12 protein-coding genes are annotated in these 14,242 nt (G+C 54.6%); 4 read left to right on the forward strand and 8 right to left on the reverse strand.

Annotated elements, in window-relative coordinates:
• Positions 1-38 precede the first annotated feature (38 nt).
• On the forward strand, positions 39-1,040 hold the full coding sequence (locus AC6I8W_RS08910) for an alpha/beta fold hydrolase (protein WP_497837843.1): 1,002 nt from the start codon (positions 39-41) through the stop codon (positions 1,038-1,040).
• Here AC6I8W_RS08910 and AC6I8W_RS08915 read toward each other — a convergent pair.
• The 4 genes from AC6I8W_RS08915 to AC6I8W_RS08930 all read right to left on the reverse strand — a co-directional run bounded on the left by AC6I8W_RS08915 (position 1,037) and on the right by AC6I8W_RS08930 (position 5,549).
• On the reverse strand, positions 1,037-1,462 hold the full coding sequence (locus tag AC6I8W_RS08915; protein ID WP_013508755.1) for a DUF3830 family protein: 426 nt from the start codon (positions 1,460-1,462) through the stop codon (positions 1,037-1,039). The two genes, AC6I8W_RS08910 and AC6I8W_RS08915, sit on opposite strands and share 4 nt — an antisense overlap.
• A gap of 17 nt (positions 1,463-1,479) precedes the next feature.
• Positions 1,480-1,956, reverse strand: coding sequence for a cucumopine synthase-related protein (locus tag AC6I8W_RS08920; protein WP_497837844.1), 477 nt, complete (start codon positions 1,954-1,956; stop codon positions 1,480-1,482).
• 264 nt (positions 1,957-2,220) lie between these two features.
• Positions 2,221-3,864 carry a class I fumarate hydratase FumA gene (gene fumA / locus AC6I8W_RS08925; RefSeq protein WP_497837845.1) on the reverse strand — a complete coding sequence of 548 codons (1,644 nt, stop codon included), beginning with the start codon at positions 3,862-3,864 and terminating at the stop codon, positions 2,221-2,223.
• Between the two features lie 173 nt (positions 3,865-4,037).
• Complete coding sequence (locus AC6I8W_RS08930) at positions 4,038-5,549, reverse strand: anion permease (protein WP_497837846.1); 1,512 nt, start codon at positions 5,547-5,549, stop codon at positions 4,038-4,040.
• A gap of 579 nt (positions 5,550-6,128) precedes the next feature.
• Between AC6I8W_RS08930 and AC6I8W_RS08935 the strand changes: the two genes are divergently transcribed.
• Positions 6,129-8,906: a flavocytochrome c gene (locus tag AC6I8W_RS08935; protein WP_497837847.1), complete on the forward strand. Its 2,778-nt coding sequence runs from the start codon at positions 6,129-6,131 to the stop codon at positions 8,904-8,906.
• A gap of 137 nt (positions 8,907-9,043) precedes the next feature.
• A complete protein-coding gene (locus AC6I8W_RS08940) occupies positions 9,044-10,009 on the forward strand; it encodes an FAD:protein FMN transferase (protein ID WP_497837848.1) in 966 nt (321 codons plus the stop codon).
• Here AC6I8W_RS08940 and dcuR read toward each other — a convergent pair.
• The 4 genes from dcuR to AC6I8W_RS08960 form a co-directional block, all read right to left on the reverse strand.
• Positions 10,003-10,722 (reverse strand): two-component system response regulator DcuR, encoded by a 720-nt coding sequence (gene dcuR, locus AC6I8W_RS08945; RefSeq protein WP_021185700.1) that lies wholly within the window; start codon positions 10,720-10,722, stop codon positions 10,003-10,005. The genes AC6I8W_RS08940 and dcuR overlap by 7 nt on opposite strands.
• The gene (locus tag AC6I8W_RS08950) at positions 10,719-12,356 is read right to left on the reverse strand and encodes a sensor histidine kinase (RefSeq protein ID WP_497838139.1); all 1,638 of its coding nucleotides are present in this window, start codon (positions 12,354-12,356) and stop codon (positions 10,719-10,721) included. Before AC6I8W_RS08950 ends, dcuR begins: the two co-directional genes overlap by 4 nt.
• A gap of 76 nt (positions 12,357-12,432) precedes the next feature.
• Entirely contained in the window at positions 12,433-12,972 is a 540-nt protein-coding gene (msrA, locus tag AC6I8W_RS08955; RefSeq protein WP_480370534.1) for a peptide-methionine (S)-S-oxide reductase MsrA, read from the reverse strand.
• 64 nt (positions 12,973-13,036) lie between these two features.
• Positions 13,037-13,603: a flavin reductase family protein gene (locus tag AC6I8W_RS08960; RefSeq protein WP_497837849.1), complete on the reverse strand. Its 567-nt coding sequence runs from the start codon at positions 13,601-13,603 to the stop codon at positions 13,037-13,039.
• A 112-nt stretch (positions 13,604-13,715) separates the two neighbouring features.
• On the opposite strand from AC6I8W_RS08960, the gene AC6I8W_RS08965 reads away from it, so the two are divergent.
• Positions 13,716-14,231: a P-loop nucleotide/nucleoside kinase family protein gene (locus AC6I8W_RS08965; protein ID WP_497837850.1), complete on the forward strand. Its 516-nt coding sequence runs from the start codon at positions 13,716-13,718 to the stop codon at positions 14,229-14,231.
• Positions 14,232-14,242 lie beyond the last annotated feature (11 nt).

Below are 14,242 nucleotides of genomic sequence, written 5' to 3' on the forward strand. Positions count from 1 at the left end.
AATTAATTAACTTTACCATATTGAGTCAGGAGAACGGCATGGGTTTATGCGCTTTTTATACGCCCGGCGATCTGCCGCTGGCAAGCGGAGAAACGCTGCGTGAGGCGGCGATTGGCTATCAAACGTTTGGTCAGCTTAACGCCGCACGCGACAATGCGGTGGTGATTTTCAGCTACTACAGCGGCAACCATGAACGTTATCTGCCATTGATTGGCGCAGGCAAAACTCTCGACCCGGCGCGCTGGTTTATTGTACTGGTGAATAAACTCGGCAACGGGGTATCCAGCTCACCCTCCAATTCACGTTGGCAGCCGGGAGTCGCTTTCCCGCGTGTCACGCTGGTGGATAACCTGCGCGCTCAGGAAGGTCTGCTGTTTGAGTATCTCGGTATTCATAGCATCGCGTTGGCGTATGGCTGGTCGATGGGGGCGATGCAGACCTGGCATCTGGCGGTGGCGCGCCCACAGCAGGTCAGGGCGCTGCTGGCGGTGTGCGGTTCGGCGCGTTGTTGGCCGAATAATCAGGTATTTCTGGAGGGAGTACGGGCCGCGCTGCGCTGTGATGCGCAGTTTGCTGACGGCCATTATGTCGAGCCACCGTTACGTGGGCTGGCAGCGTTTGGCCGGGTCTATGCGGGCTGGGCCTACTCTGCCGCGTTCTTTCGCGAAGAACGCTGGCGCGATCTCGGTTTCGAGTCGCTGGAGGCGTTGCTGGTGGATTGGGAACAGGATCATCAGGCGCTGGATGCCAATGATCTGTTGTGTGCGCTGCACAGTTGGTATCACGCGGATGTCGGTGTGCTGGCAAACGGTGACTGGCGTGCAGCACTGGCGCGCATCAGTGCGCGATGCATCGTGATGCCGTGCGACAGCGATCGGTATTTCACCGTTGAAGAGGCGGCGTTGGAGGTGGCGGAGTTACCTCAGGGGGAGTTACGTACGCTCGTCTCACCCTACGGGCATTGTGCCGGTGCACCCGCCAGATTTGCGGCCGCATCGGCACAGATTGACAGCGCCATGCAGGCGCTGCTTAACCCTTAATCAATGATACTCAGCTCGACGGTACGGCCCTGGTCAAACCAGGTTTCCAGACCGGTGACGCGCAGTTCCAGTTTGCCTTCAATCACCTGACCGATATAAGAGATCGGCAGCGGCTCGTCAGCAGTATCGTCACCGTAAACCACACACATCTGCTGGCGTGGGCTGTAGTAACACACCGCGCCAGTCACTTCGCCGTACTGCTCCCGGCGCAGCTTGCCGACATCCTGAGTCAGATATTTGTTTTCCCAGGGTGCGACGATCGGCAGGGTGAAAAACACCATATCGCCAATCAGTTTGCCGTGTTGCAGTACGCTTTTCAGCGGCAACTTTTCGCGCAGCACTTTCGCCAGGTTAGGGACTTTGTCTTCCCACACCTCAATCACACAAATCTTCTTATCGGCAACATGCATAGCCAGTTTCATGATCTTCTCTCTCCCAATCAGGCTTTAACGCGACGAAAACCGTCCCCGAGACCCCAGGGAAGAATGAAATCGACCCACATATGCAGGCGGTTGGCCCAGGAGAGTGCGCTGTGCGACAGACGCACCAGGTCACTCAGGGTTTCACATTCACCCGCCACCTCGACGTAGGTATGTAACATCCGGGCAGCATCTGGCAGGCTGACGAAATCAAAGAAGTTGGCTTTGTAACCCATGATCTCTTTAATCAGCAGTTGCAGGGTTTTCAAATCGGCTTCGGGGTTATCTTCGCCGACGCGAATCAATCCCCACAGCATTTCATCGGCCAGCGTACGGGTTTCCCCCTCAGCGAAGATGATGGTGCTGAGGTACTGACCACGGGAACCGGTGCCGCGTGGCACTTCACCTTTACCGAGTGCGGCAATTTCTGCCGGTTGTTCAAACCAGATCTTTTCGCGCTGCGCGTCAAACAGCGCTATCGCTTCATCGACCGTCATAACGTTCTCCTGGTGTTGGCGTGAATGTGGCGGTTGCCACGAATTTAATTAATCAGATAATTAAAAGTGAGCAAATTTTGTGCCACCCGGAGAGGGAAAATTAATCAGTTAATTAATATGGGGTTAGCAAAACAGCGTGGAGGCGAGCCGGTTTGAATGCAGTGACGTTGTTGTGTGGTAGTGCAGATTGCACCATTGCGTAGCGGCGTGATTTATCGCGCAATTCGGAGGGAAAGGGTGCGCATCACTGCGCACCTCAGAAGGTTACTTCACACAAGCCGAGCACTGATTATGGATCTGCTGGAAGAAGTCGTTGCCTTTGTCATCCACCAGAATAAACGCCGGGAAGTTTTCCACTTCAATCTTCCAGATCGCTTCCATACCCAGTTCTGCGTACTCCACGCATTCGAGGCTTTTGATACTCTGCTGCGCCAGCACCGCTGCCGGGCCACCGATGCTACCAAGATAGAAACCGCCGTGTTTATGGCAGGCATCCGTCACCTGCTGGCTACGGTTGCCTTTCGCCAGCATCACCATGCTGCCGCCGTTGGCCTGCAACAGATCAACGTAGGAATCCATACGGCCTGCGGTGGTTGGGCCAAGTGAACCTGACGCATAACCTTCCGGTGTTTTGGCCGGACCGGCGTAATACACCGGATGGTCTTTGATGTATTGCGGCAGACCTTCACCGTTATCAATCCGTTCTTTCAGCTTGGCGTGGGCAATGTCACGCGCCACGATAATGGTGCCGTTCAGCGACAGGCGGGTCGATACCGGGTATGACGACAGTTGCGCCAGAATCTCGGACATCGGGCGATTGAGGTCCACATTGACCACTTCGCCTTCACCCTGCTGACGCAGTTCTTCCGGGATAAAGCGGCCTGGATTATGTTCCAGCTGCTCAATCCAGATCCCTTCACGGTTAATCTTCGCCTTGATATTACGGTCAGCCGAGCAGGAAACCCCCATGCCCACCGGGCAAGACGCGCCATGACGTGGCAGACGCACCACACGGATATCGTGGGCGAAGTATTTACCGCCAAACTGTGCGCCGAGGCCCAGTTTCTGCGACGCTTCCAGCAATTCTTGCTCCAACTGCACATCACGGAATGCCTGACCGTGTTCGTTACCTTCAGTCGGCAGCGAATCGTAATAGTGGGTGGATGCCAGTTTCACGGTTTTCAGCGTGCTTTCCGCTGAGGTGCCGCCGATAACAAACGCGATATGGTAAGGCGGGCAGGCGGCGGTGCCGAGCGACATCATTTTGTCGATCAGGTAGTTCTTCAACTTCGCCGGGGTGATCAGCGCTTTGGTTTCCTGATAGAGATAGGTTTTATTGGCGGAACCGCCACCCTTGGCGATACACAGGAATTTGTACTCGTCACCGTCGACGCTGTAGAGGTCGATTTGCGCAGGCAGGTTGGTGCCGGTGTTCACCTCTTTATACATATCCAGCGCGGCGTTCTGTGAGTAGCGCAGGTTATCTTCAATAAAGGTGTTATACACGCCCTGGGACAGTGCCGCTTCGTCGCCGCCACCGGTCCATACACGCTGGCCTTTTTTGCCCATGATGATGGCGGTGCCGGTGTCCTGACAGGTCGGCAGCACGCCTTTGGCGGCGATCTCTGAGTTACGCAGGAACTGCAAGGCAACGTATTTATCGTTCTGGCTGGCTTCATCGTCCGCCAGAATCGAGGCTACCTGCTGCTGATGGGCAGCGCGCAGCATAAAAGAGGCGTCGTGGAACGCCTGTTGTGCCAGCAGGGTCAGCGCCTGCGGATCAACTTTTAACACCTCTTCGCCCGCGAAATTCTCCACAGAAACATAATCGCGGCTGAGCAGGTAGTACTCAGTATCATCTTTGGCGAGAGGAAAGGGATTTTGATAGTAGAAGGGTTTATTCGACATGTTGGCTCACTCAGTTATGTGTCGCCTGTCTGGTACAGAGAAGACAGGCAGCATCATTAGCGATTCGTTATAGGTTTTTTTCTCTCGCCAGCCCAGCTCAGGGCTGGCTGGCGAGTATCATAGCATTTTAACATTCTTTCGCGGCTGCGATTTTTAACATCGAAGCAACATCATCAGAACATCAGTACCATCCACGGATAAGCAACCACCATCAGCAACACCAGGAACAGGCCACCGAAGATGGTGCCCAGACGCCAGTAGTCTTTAGTCGGCAGATAGCCGCTACCGTAGTAAATCGGGCTGGGGCCAGTACCGTACGGGGTGATGATACCCATCACACCCAGTGAGGTTGCCAGCATCAGACAGAATACCGGCATGTTGATGCCTGGAATGGCCGCCGCAATGGTCAGCATGGCTGGCAGCAAGGCAGTGGTGTGTGCGGTGGTGCTGGCAAACAGGTAATGCAGTACATAGAAGGCCACCAGTAATACGACGGCAGAGACCTGCGGGTCATACCCTTGCAGCAACTGTCCTCCCTCTTTACCCAGCCAGGCGATGAAACCGACTTTAGCCAGACCATCGGCCAGTGCCACCAGGGTGGCGAACCAGGCGAAGGTATTCCACGCCGCTTTATTACTGGTGATATCGTTCCAGTTGAGCACGCCGGTCCACAGCATCAGCACAATTACCAACAGGGCGGCCATCGCCGGTTCAATCCAGGCAGTGGCGAAGATCCACATCAGCAGCGCAGAAATCACGAACACCAGCAGCAGGATTTCATTGCGGGAAAGTTTGCCCAGTTTTGCCAGTTCAGCGGTTGCCCAGCGTGGCACTTCGTCATTCAACTTCACTTCTGGCGGATAGAGCCAGTAGGCCAGCAGCGGCATGGTGAGGATCAGCAGCACACCCAGTGGCAGGAAGGCAAGGAACCACATGCCCCAGGAGATATCAAAGCCAACCACGCTTTTTATCAGCGCCAAAGCCAGCAGGTTCGGCGCCAGCGCAGACAGGAACATAGAACTGGTGATACAGGTGGCGGTGATGGCAACCCACATCAGATAAGAACCAATTTTGCGCGCACTCGGGTCGTTAGGTTTGGAACCGTACAGCGGCGGCAGGTTGGCGATAATCGGATAGATGGTGCCGCCACTGCGTGCGGTGTTGGATGGTGTGAACGGTGCCAGCAGCAGGTCAGCGAAGGTGATGGCGTAACCCAGCGTCAGACTGCGACGGCCAAGATATTTCACCAGAATCAGCGCCAGACGGCGACCGAACTGGGTTTTATCGTAGCCGGCGGCAAACATAAAGGCACCGAAGATCAGCCACACGGTGGAGTTACCGAAGCCGCTGACCGCCCATTTGAAGGACTGACCCGCCATTTTGAACTTCGGATCCGCCAGTTCGGCTGGGCTGAACAGCAGGTACTGACTGAACAGCGCGATCACCACTACGCCGGTCAGACCGATCACCGCACCGGGCAGGGGTTCGAAGATCAGGCCGACAATCACGCCGACAAAGACGGCGAAGAAGTGCCACGCATAAGGTTCGAGTCCTTCAGGCGTGGGCACCAGTAACAACAGCACAGCAACAACCACCGGCAGGCACAGCATCAGCAGCCGGTTTTTATTCCCCGGCGCGGCAGGCGGCGCTTTTAGGGGTTCATTCTGGATAGTTTGTGTTTTCATAGTTTTGGTCTGCAAGTTATGGAGAATGCGATTAACGTTTCGGAAAACAGGTTTAGCCTTACTCAGATGATACTTTTTAATCTGCCGTTACGTCTTTAATGCTTCTTTAATTGCAATGTTGAAGAGAGAAAATTGCGTAATGTAAATATGATGCGATTTATTAAAAACTCCATTTTGATCTGGATCAAAAAATCGATTCAGTATTAAATCCTTTTTGTATTTGACGTATATTTTGACTCTGACTTAATTCTTTTCTGTTGCTGCCTGAACGCCATAAAGCTCAAGGTGTAAGGCGTTGTTGTCTGGGACGTGTCTGATAACATCATGATTTATCATAAATTAATTTCTATGTAAATGAAAAAATTGATTTTTGACAACCTTTCGCTAACATTTTAAGTGGTGAATATTCAGTCTTAGTATTTATTTTTCGAATAATTTAAAAGTTAAAAAACTAAACTTATTAATTATGTAACTAAAGAAATTGGTATATTGTTTACATGAAATCGGACCTCTTAAATAAATTTGAAATAACTGCGTCTGCGACAGAATTCGAAACTTTTAAATTTTGGAGTTGTTATCATGAATACGCTCACCCCGATTCTTAATCCACTGACTCTGCCGAAAGGCGCTGTATTGAAAAACCGCCTGGTGATGGCCCCGATGACCACCTGTACCGGTTATTTTGACGGCGGCGTGACCAGCGATCTGGTGGACTACTACCGCGTACGAGCGGGAAGTATCGGCACCGTGATTGTCGAATGCTGTTTTATCGACAACCGTGGCCCGGCGTTCCCCGGTGCCATCGCCATCGATAGCGACAACAAAATCCCTGGTCTGGCCAAAATTGCCGACGCCATCAAATCCCAGGGTTCCAAAGCCATTTTGCAGATCTACCACGGTGGCCGTATGGTGGATCCCGCACTGATCGGCGGTAAAACGCCGGTTGCGCCCAGCGCTCTGGCCGCACCGCGTGAAGGCGCACCGACCCCCCAGGAGCTGACGGCGGAAGAAGTCGATGTCATGATCACCAAATTCGGTGATGCGGTGAACCGTGCGATCAAAGCCGGCTTCGATGGCGTCGAGATCCACGGTGCGAACACTTACCTGATTCAGCAGTTCTATTCACCGAACTCCAATCAGCGCGATGACAAATGGGGCGGCAGCCGCGACAACCGCGCCCGCTTCCCGATGGAAGTGCTGGAAATCACCCATAAAATGGCCGACCGCTTTGCCGCAGCTGACTTTATTATCGGTTATCGCTTCTCGCCGGAAGAGCTGGAAGTACCGGGTATCCGTTTTGACGACACGATGTACCTGCTGGAGAAACTGGCCGCGCGCGGTCTCGACTATGTGCACTTCTCCGTCGGGCAACTGCTGCGTCCGTCGATTGTCGATACTAAAGACCCGACGCCACTGATCACCAAATTCCGGGCGCTGCGCTCACCCACGCTGGCGAAAGTGCCGGTGATTGGTGTCGGTGGTGTGGTCAACAAAGAAGATGCGGAGAAAGCGCTGGAGTACGGTTTCGATTTGGTGGCGATTGGTAAAGCCTGTATCGCCTACCCGGATTGGGCTGACCGCATCATCCGCAATGAACATATGGAGCTGTTTATTGACAGCACCAAACGCGAAGAACTGGTCATCCCTGAACCGCTGTGGCGCTTCTCGCTGGTGGACGCGATGATCCGCGACATGAGCGATACCGGCCGTAAATACAAAGCGGGCGTGTTCCAGGAGAAAGTGGAAGCCGAAGCGCTGAAACTGAAAATCAACGTCACGCTGGATACCGACCGTATCACCGACATCTCGCTGGTGCCGGATGCGACGCTCGATGTTGACTTTACCAGCACCTTCGAAAGCCTGCGTTCGCGCATCCTGGTGGCGAACAGCCCACATGTTGATGCCATCACCGGTGCCACCACCCAGAGTGAGGCGCTGAAAAAAGCGGTATCCCGTGCGCTGGCAACCTCCAGCAAAGAGCATGTGATTGAAGAGGGCGGTAATCCGAATGCGCCGGTGAATTATGATGTGGTGATCGTCGGTAGCGGCGGCGCCGGTCTGGCGGCGGCGATTCAGGCGCATGACGACGGAGCGCGCGTGGTAATCATCGAGAAGATGCCCACCATCGGTGGTAACACCATCAAAGCCTCCGTCGGGATGAACGCGGCGGAAACCCGCTATCAACGCCTGAAAGGCATTGAGGACAGTAAAGAGCTGTTCTATGACGAGACGCTGAAAGGCGGCAAATTCAAAAACAACCCGGTGCTGCTGCGTGAATTCGTTGAGCAGGCGCCAGGTGCGATTGACTGGTTGACGGATAAAGGCATCGAGCTGTGCGATATCACCATCACCGGCGGGATGAGCATTGACCGTACGCACCGTCCGGAAGACCGTTCGGCGGTGGGTGGCTTCCTGATCAGCGGCCTGGTCAAAAACGTCAACCAGCGCAATATCGAAGTGCTGCTGGAAACCTCGGTCGCGGAAATCCTGTTCGAAAACGGCGCGGTGAGCGGTGTGAAAGTGGTGGATGAGTACAACGACAGCCGCATCCTCAACGCCAAAAGCGTGATTGTCGCCACCGGTGGGTTCAGCGCCAACCGTGAGATGGTGGTGAAATATCGCCCTGAGCTGGACGGCTTCGTCACCACTAACCACAAAGGAGCCACCGGTAGCGGTATCGCCATGTTGCAGAAAATTGGTGCCGATACCGTCGATATGAGCGAGATCCAGATTCACCCGACGGTGGAGCAAACCACCTCGTACCTGATTTCTGAAGCGATTCGTGGCGGCGGTGCTATCCTGGTTAGTCAGGCGGGCAAACGCTTCTTCAATGAGATGGAGACGCGCGACAAAGTCTCGGCAGAGATCATCGCGCTGCCGGAGAAAAGCGCGTGGATCATGTTCGATGAGCAGGTTCGTCTGAACAACAAAGCGGCGGATGAGTACATTGCCAAAGGGTTTGTCATCAGTGCACCGACACCACACGAACTGGCGGTGAAACTGAATATGGATCAGGAGACGTTGCAGACCACTCTGAACCGTTACAACCAGTTTGTTGAGCAGCAAAATGACGAAGACTTTGGCCGTAAAACTGCGCTGCGCCATCCGCTCAACCACGGTCCTTACTTCGCCATCCGTATCGCACCAGGGGTACACCACACCATGGGCGGTGTGACTATCAACACTGACACCGCGGTACTGGATGCGCAGAAACAGGTGATTCCGGGTGCCTGGGCGGCAGGTGAAGTGGTCGGCGGCATTCACGGTGCGAACCGTATCGGGGGCAACGCGGTTGCTGATATCATTATCTTTGGTATTAAAGCCGGACGTAACGCTGCGGCACTGGCGTTAGGCTAAGCAACAAATTACGGAAAACCATTCGTAGCGGCGTGATTTATCACGCTCTTTTGAGAACCGCGCGATAAATCGCGCCGCTACCCAACACCTTTCCGTCGCGGCGCGATTTATCGCGCAGGTTTATTTAAGAGGCGATAATGACTACAGACGCTGGCGTCTATGCCTATTCCGCCGTTCTGATGGGTTCGCCCATTCTGCTTAAACTCTTCGAAGACAATCAACCCCTCGCGGCGCAGGTGTTCCGGCTGATCAAACAGCAGGAGAATCTGTTTACCGTCAATCGTGCTGACTCTGAAGTGATGGCGATTAACCGCGCCGCGGGTCGCCATCCGGTGATGGTCAGTGAACCGGTGTTTGCCTTGATCAGCGTGGCACACGCGGTGAGTTTGCTGCCGAAAAGCGCCTTTAACTTCACCATCGGACCGGTGGTCAAACGCTGGAAAATTGGTTTTCAGGGCCATGAAGTGCCACCGGCTGCTGAGATCGCCGAGCTGCTGAAAGTCACCGATCCGCATCAGGTGGTGCTGAATGAGGCCGAACGCTCGGTGTTCCTGCAACAACCGGGGATGGAGATCGATCTTGGTGCCATTGCCAAAGGGTATATCGCCGATCGTGTGCAGAGCTTTTTACGCCAACAGGGTGTGCAGCAGGCGTTGGTTAATCTCGGTGGCAACGTGCAGACGCTGGGATCGCCACCTCATGATGCGGCGGGTTGGGGCATTGGCCTGAAAAAACCCTTTGGCCGCGAGGATGAACTGCTTGGCGTGCTGCGCGTGCAGGGGAAGTCGGTGGTGACTTCTGGCATCTACGAACGGTATTTCGAACGGGATGGGCGCTGCTGGCATCATATCTTCGATCCGCGTACCGGCTATCCCCTCGACAATGAATTGCTGAGTATCACGGTAATTTCTGATCGTTCGATCGATGGCGATATCTACACCACGTTGCTGTATGGCATGGGGGTGGAGCAGGGGCTGGCGTATCTTGCCGACCAGCCCGAACTGGACGCGGTCTTTGTCACGCGCGATCGGCAGATTATCTGTTCCTCCGCGCGCCACTTCCGCTTTGAACCGCTGGATGCGGCGTGGCAACTGCGTTACTGACAATATTGTTGCAGCAGCGAATGGTATTCCGGTTGCAGGCGATAGCGGTACACCGGACGTCCAGTGGCACCGTAATGAATGCTGGTAAACAGGATATTAATCTGCGCCAGCCAGATCAGATATTTACGGCAGGAGACGCGGGAGATATTCACCTCGGCCGCCAGTTCATCGGTAGAAAACTCGGTGCCCGGATGGGCATCGATCCACTGACACAGGGTGCGCAGCGTCTGCGGTGTCAGTCCTTTGGGCAGGCGTTTGCTGTCGTGCTGGGTCGCCGGGCTGCCGTGAATCAGTAAGTCGACATCCGATTGCTGATAATAATGCTGGTTATCCATCAGCGATTTTTTCTGCCGCCATTGAGTCAGGGCTTCTTCAAAACGCGGGAACTGGAAGGGTTTGATCAGGTAATCCACCACGCCATAGTGCAGCGAGGTTTTGATGGTAGCGGCATCGGCGGCGGAAGAGATGATGATCACCTCCACCGGGCTGTTGGCTTTGCGCAGCTCCGGCAGCAGATCGAGGCCATTTTCCTGCTGCATATAAATATCCAACAACACCAGATCAACTGGCGGTTCACTGTTGAGGATCTTCTCTTTCGCCTGCTGTAACGTTGAGGCGGTGCCGCAGCAGCTAAAGCCGGGCACCTGGCCGATATAGCAGCGATTAAGCTCTGCCACCATTGCATCATCGTCGACTACTAACACGTTGATCATGCGGTTTGATTTCCTCCATCCCAGGGTAGCTGGACTAAAAATTGAGTATAAACGCCGGGTTCTGACTCTACGCTGACGTCGCCGCCAAGGCTTTCGGTTTGCTGCTTCAGCAGGAACAGACCGACACCGCGGTCGTCACCTTTGGTGGAGAAGCCTTTGGCAAAAATGGTGGGTAGCACGTCGGGATCGATACCGGGACCGTCATCACTCACCTCGCACGCCAGCCAGCCATTCTGGTAGTGCAGCATCACATGGATCTCGCCGTCAGTCTGCTCGCCCAGCGCATCCAGCGCGTTCTCTACCAGGTTGCCAATCACGGTGATCAATACCGCCATCTGCTGCTCGTTGCCGCTGTCGGGCAAGAAGCTGGCATCGCTGATGGTCAGGCGGTGGCCGCGATCGGATGCCCGATTGATCTTGCTGAGCAGGAAACCGGCAATCACCGGCGACTTAATTTTTTGCACCAGCGAGCCAATTTCGGTCTGATAGTTATTGGCGGTCTTCAGCACATATGTCTCCACCTGTGCATAATTTTTCATATGCAGCAGGCCGAGGATCACGTGTAGCTTGTTCATAAATTCATGCGAGCGCTCACGCAGCGCATCGACATAGTTTACCATGCCGCTCAGGCGCTGCATCAGCTGGCTGATCTCGGTTTTATCCCTGAAGGTACAAACCGCGCCGATAATGCGCCCCTGACTGCGCACCGGCACCGTGTTACTGAGCAGTACGTGACCGTTAACGTTCAGTTCTTCGTCGCGGCGCGGTCGGCCGCTCTGCAACACATCCTGCAAATGCGCGTTGATCACCGAGGCATCGTAAATCCGTTCGGCACTGATGGCGCTGGTGGCGATCTCGGCATTCAACAGCTTCTGTGCTGCCTGATTGACCAGCGTCACCTGGCCCTGATCGTCCACCGCCACTACGCCTTCTTTCACCGAGTTGAGGATCGCCTGACGTTGTTCAAACAGTGTGGAGATTTCATGCGGTTCGAGGCCGAACAGAATTCGTTTCAGCACCCGCACCAGGATAAAAGTCCCCAGCGCGCCGACCAGCGCGCCAATCAGCACCGTCCACAACACGCTCCAGCGGCTCTGGTTGATTTGGTCGGTCACCGCGCTGAGTGAGATACCAATCACCACCACGCCAATTTGTTGATGTTGGGGGTTATAGATCGGGGTAAATACGCGTAGGGCTTTGACCAGCGCGCCTTTATTCACTGAGACGTTTTCATGGCCACGCAGCGCCGGTTCGATGTCGTCGCCAATAAAATGTTGGCCGACCAGCTCCGGGTTGAGATGTGAATAGCGGATGCCCTGCATATTGGTGACCACCACAAACAACAGGTTATTACTTTGCTGAATCTCCTGAGCCATCGGCTGGATCGGTAGGGTGCCGGGTGGCAGGCGTACCGCGCGCTGGATTTCCGGCGAATCCGCCAGGGTACGCGCCACCGCCATCGCTTTGTCTTCCAGTTGCATCCGCGTGGTCGCGCCGATTTGAAAGAAATAGATCAGATGGACGCTGAACAATACTAACGCGATCACCGCGCTGAGCATCAGCGTGACCAGGGTATTGAGCTTGATTGGCCGCTTACGCGGTGGGGAATCCGGCGGAGAATAGGGTTCTGACATTCGGCTGGCATCGTCGCGGCGCAATGTATTGCGCGGGTTTTTATAACGGGTGCGCACTTCGCGCACCCGGATCGCATTAGCCCTGCGATTTTACCCGATTGGCAAAATTTTTCTTCAGCTTCTGCAATTTTGGTGGGATCACCGCCAGGCAGTAACCGTTACGTTGACCGGCACCATCCCAGTAATCCTGGTGATAATCTTCTGCCGGATACCACTCGCCCAACGGCTCAAGGGTGGTCACGATCGGGTCTTTGTTATCTTCCTGGGCACGGGCGATGGCTGCAATGGCTTCCGCTTCCTGCTCGGCATTGGCAGGGAAGATGGCGGAACGGTACTGCGTACCAATGTCGTTACCCTGGCGATTCAGCTGGGTGGGATCATGGGTGACAAAGCTGACATCCAGCAGGTCGCCGAAGCTAATCTGGGCCGGATCGAAACCGATGCGAATCGCTTCAGCATGGCCGGTGGCACCGCTGCACACCTGCTCATAAGTCGGGTTCGCACGCGTGCCGCCGGTATAACCACTCTCGACGGACTCAACGCCAATCAGACTCTTAAACACTGCTTCGGTACACCAGAAACAGCCACCCGCGATCACCGCGTATTCAATTGCCATGTCTTTACTCCTGTCAGGGCGAAAGCGTTACTGTGGGGGTGCGCTTTCGGGAATTCAACCTTGTTTAAATTAACATTTCTGGCTTAAAGTCGCGGTGTTTATCGAGCAACAGGTTGCTCATCACGGTAAAACGTCCCTCTCCGGTGTAGTGCAGGGTGGGAGGAAACTCCGGCTTATCCGCCACATGTGCTTTAACGATTTCAAAGATAAACAGATTGTAGTTATCCACCATCGAATCGTCGTACAACTGACATTCAAAGCTGGCGAAGCACTCCTTAATCAACGGTGCATTGACTTTGCTGGCGGGTTCAGCGGTCAGTTTGCAGGCGTCAAACTTGTCGACACGGTCGCCGTGGCTGTTGCCGATTGCCACTACGCTATCGATCAAGTCGGCTGAGGGCACGTTGATCACGCACTGGCCGCTGTGGCGGATCAGTTCATGGCTAACGTTGCCGTTGGCGATCATGCAACCGACTAACGAGGGCGAAAATTCCAGAATGGTATGCCAGCCGAGCGTCATGATGTCGTGCTGACCTTCATACTGCGAGCTGACCAGTACCACCGGTCCGGGTTCCAGATATTTCCGCGCTTTGCTGACCGGAAAATCGGTTTTAAGTAGATTCTGGCTCATTGCGCTACTCCTTTTTCTCGAAGGATGTTGTAAGTGTAGCGAACCTGCACAGGTCTTTACCTGCGCGCCAATTACAGGCATGTTATGCAGTCATCTTAAAAGGAGCGGCTCTATGGCGTCTGCGCGCGCGTTAACACAATCCTCTGCGACTTTACATCTGCTGTGCGGCAAAATTGCGGCAGGAAAATCGACCCTGGCCCATCAGCTCGCTCAGGAGACCGGGGCGGTAATCATTAGCGAGGATGCCTGGCTGGCGCATCTGTTCGCCGACGAAATGCGTGAGGTGACGGATTATGTGCGCTTTGCGGCCAGGCTGCGTAATGCCATGACGCCGCACCTGATTTCGCTGCTGCGCTGTGGCGTATCAGTGGTACTGGATTTCCCGGCCAACACGCTGCAAAACCGCCAATGGATGAAAGCGGTGATCCAGGCGGCCGATGCCACGCACCAGCTTCATTTCCTTGATGTACCGGATGAGGAGTGCAAAGCGCGCCTGCATGCGCGCAATGCGACGGGTGAACATGATTTCGCCGCCACCGATGCGCAGTTCTCGCTGATTAGCAGCTACTTTGTCGCACCGCGGCCGGAAGAAGGATTTACGGTGATCGATCATGTGCACCAGCCATAACTGCACGATAA

The organism is Pantoea sp. X-Soil-TKNS-1211 (assembly GCF_059730495.1).

What these genes read in the sequence shown, in the direction of transcription:
- AC6I8W_RS08940 (WP_497837848.1), top strand. Translation starts at nt 9,044, where the DNA reads ATGACTACAGACGCTGGCGTCTATGCCTATTCCGCCGTTCTGATGGGT.
- AC6I8W_RS08950 (WP_497838139.1), bottom strand. Translation starts at nt 12,356, where the DNA reads ATGTCAGAACCCTATTCTCCGCCGGATTCCCCACCGCGTAAGCGGCCA.
- AC6I8W_RS08930 (WP_497837846.1), bottom strand. Translation starts at nt 5,549, where the DNA reads ATGAAAACACAAACTATCCAGAATGAACCCCTAAAAGCGCCGCCTGCC.
- AC6I8W_RS08960 (WP_497837849.1), bottom strand. Translation starts at nt 13,603, where the DNA reads ATGAGCCAGAATCTACTTAAAACCGATTTTCCGGTCAGCAAAGCGCGG.
- AC6I8W_RS08920 (WP_497837844.1), bottom strand. Translation starts at nt 1,956, where the DNA reads ATGACGGTCGATGAAGCGATAGCGCTGTTTGACGCGCAGCGCGAAAAG.
- AC6I8W_RS08965 (WP_497837850.1), top strand. Translation starts at nt 13,716, where the DNA reads ATGGCGTCTGCGCGCGCGTTAACACAATCCTCTGCGACTTTACATCTG.
- AC6I8W_RS08935 (WP_497837847.1), top strand. Translation starts at nt 6,129, where the DNA reads ATGAATACGCTCACCCCGATTCTTAATCCACTGACTCTGCCGAAAGGC.
- msrA (WP_480370534.1), bottom strand. Translation starts at nt 12,972, where the DNA reads ATGGCAATTGAATACGCGGTGATCGCGGGTGGCTGTTTCTGGTGTACC.
- fumA (WP_497837845.1), bottom strand. Translation starts at nt 3,864, where the DNA reads ATGTCGAATAAACCCTTCTACTATCAAAATCCCTTTCCTCTCGCCAAA.
- AC6I8W_RS08915 (WP_013508755.1), bottom strand. Translation starts at nt 1,462, where the DNA reads ATGAAACTGGCTATGCATGTTGCCGATAAGAAGATTTGTGTGATTGAG.
- AC6I8W_RS08910 (WP_497837843.1), top strand. Translation starts at nt 39, where the DNA reads ATGGGTTTATGCGCTTTTTATACGCCCGGCGATCTGCCGCTGGCAAGC.
- dcuR (WP_021185700.1), bottom strand. Translation starts at nt 10,722, where the DNA reads ATGATCAACGTGTTAGTAGTCGACGATGATGCAATGGTGGCAGAGCTT.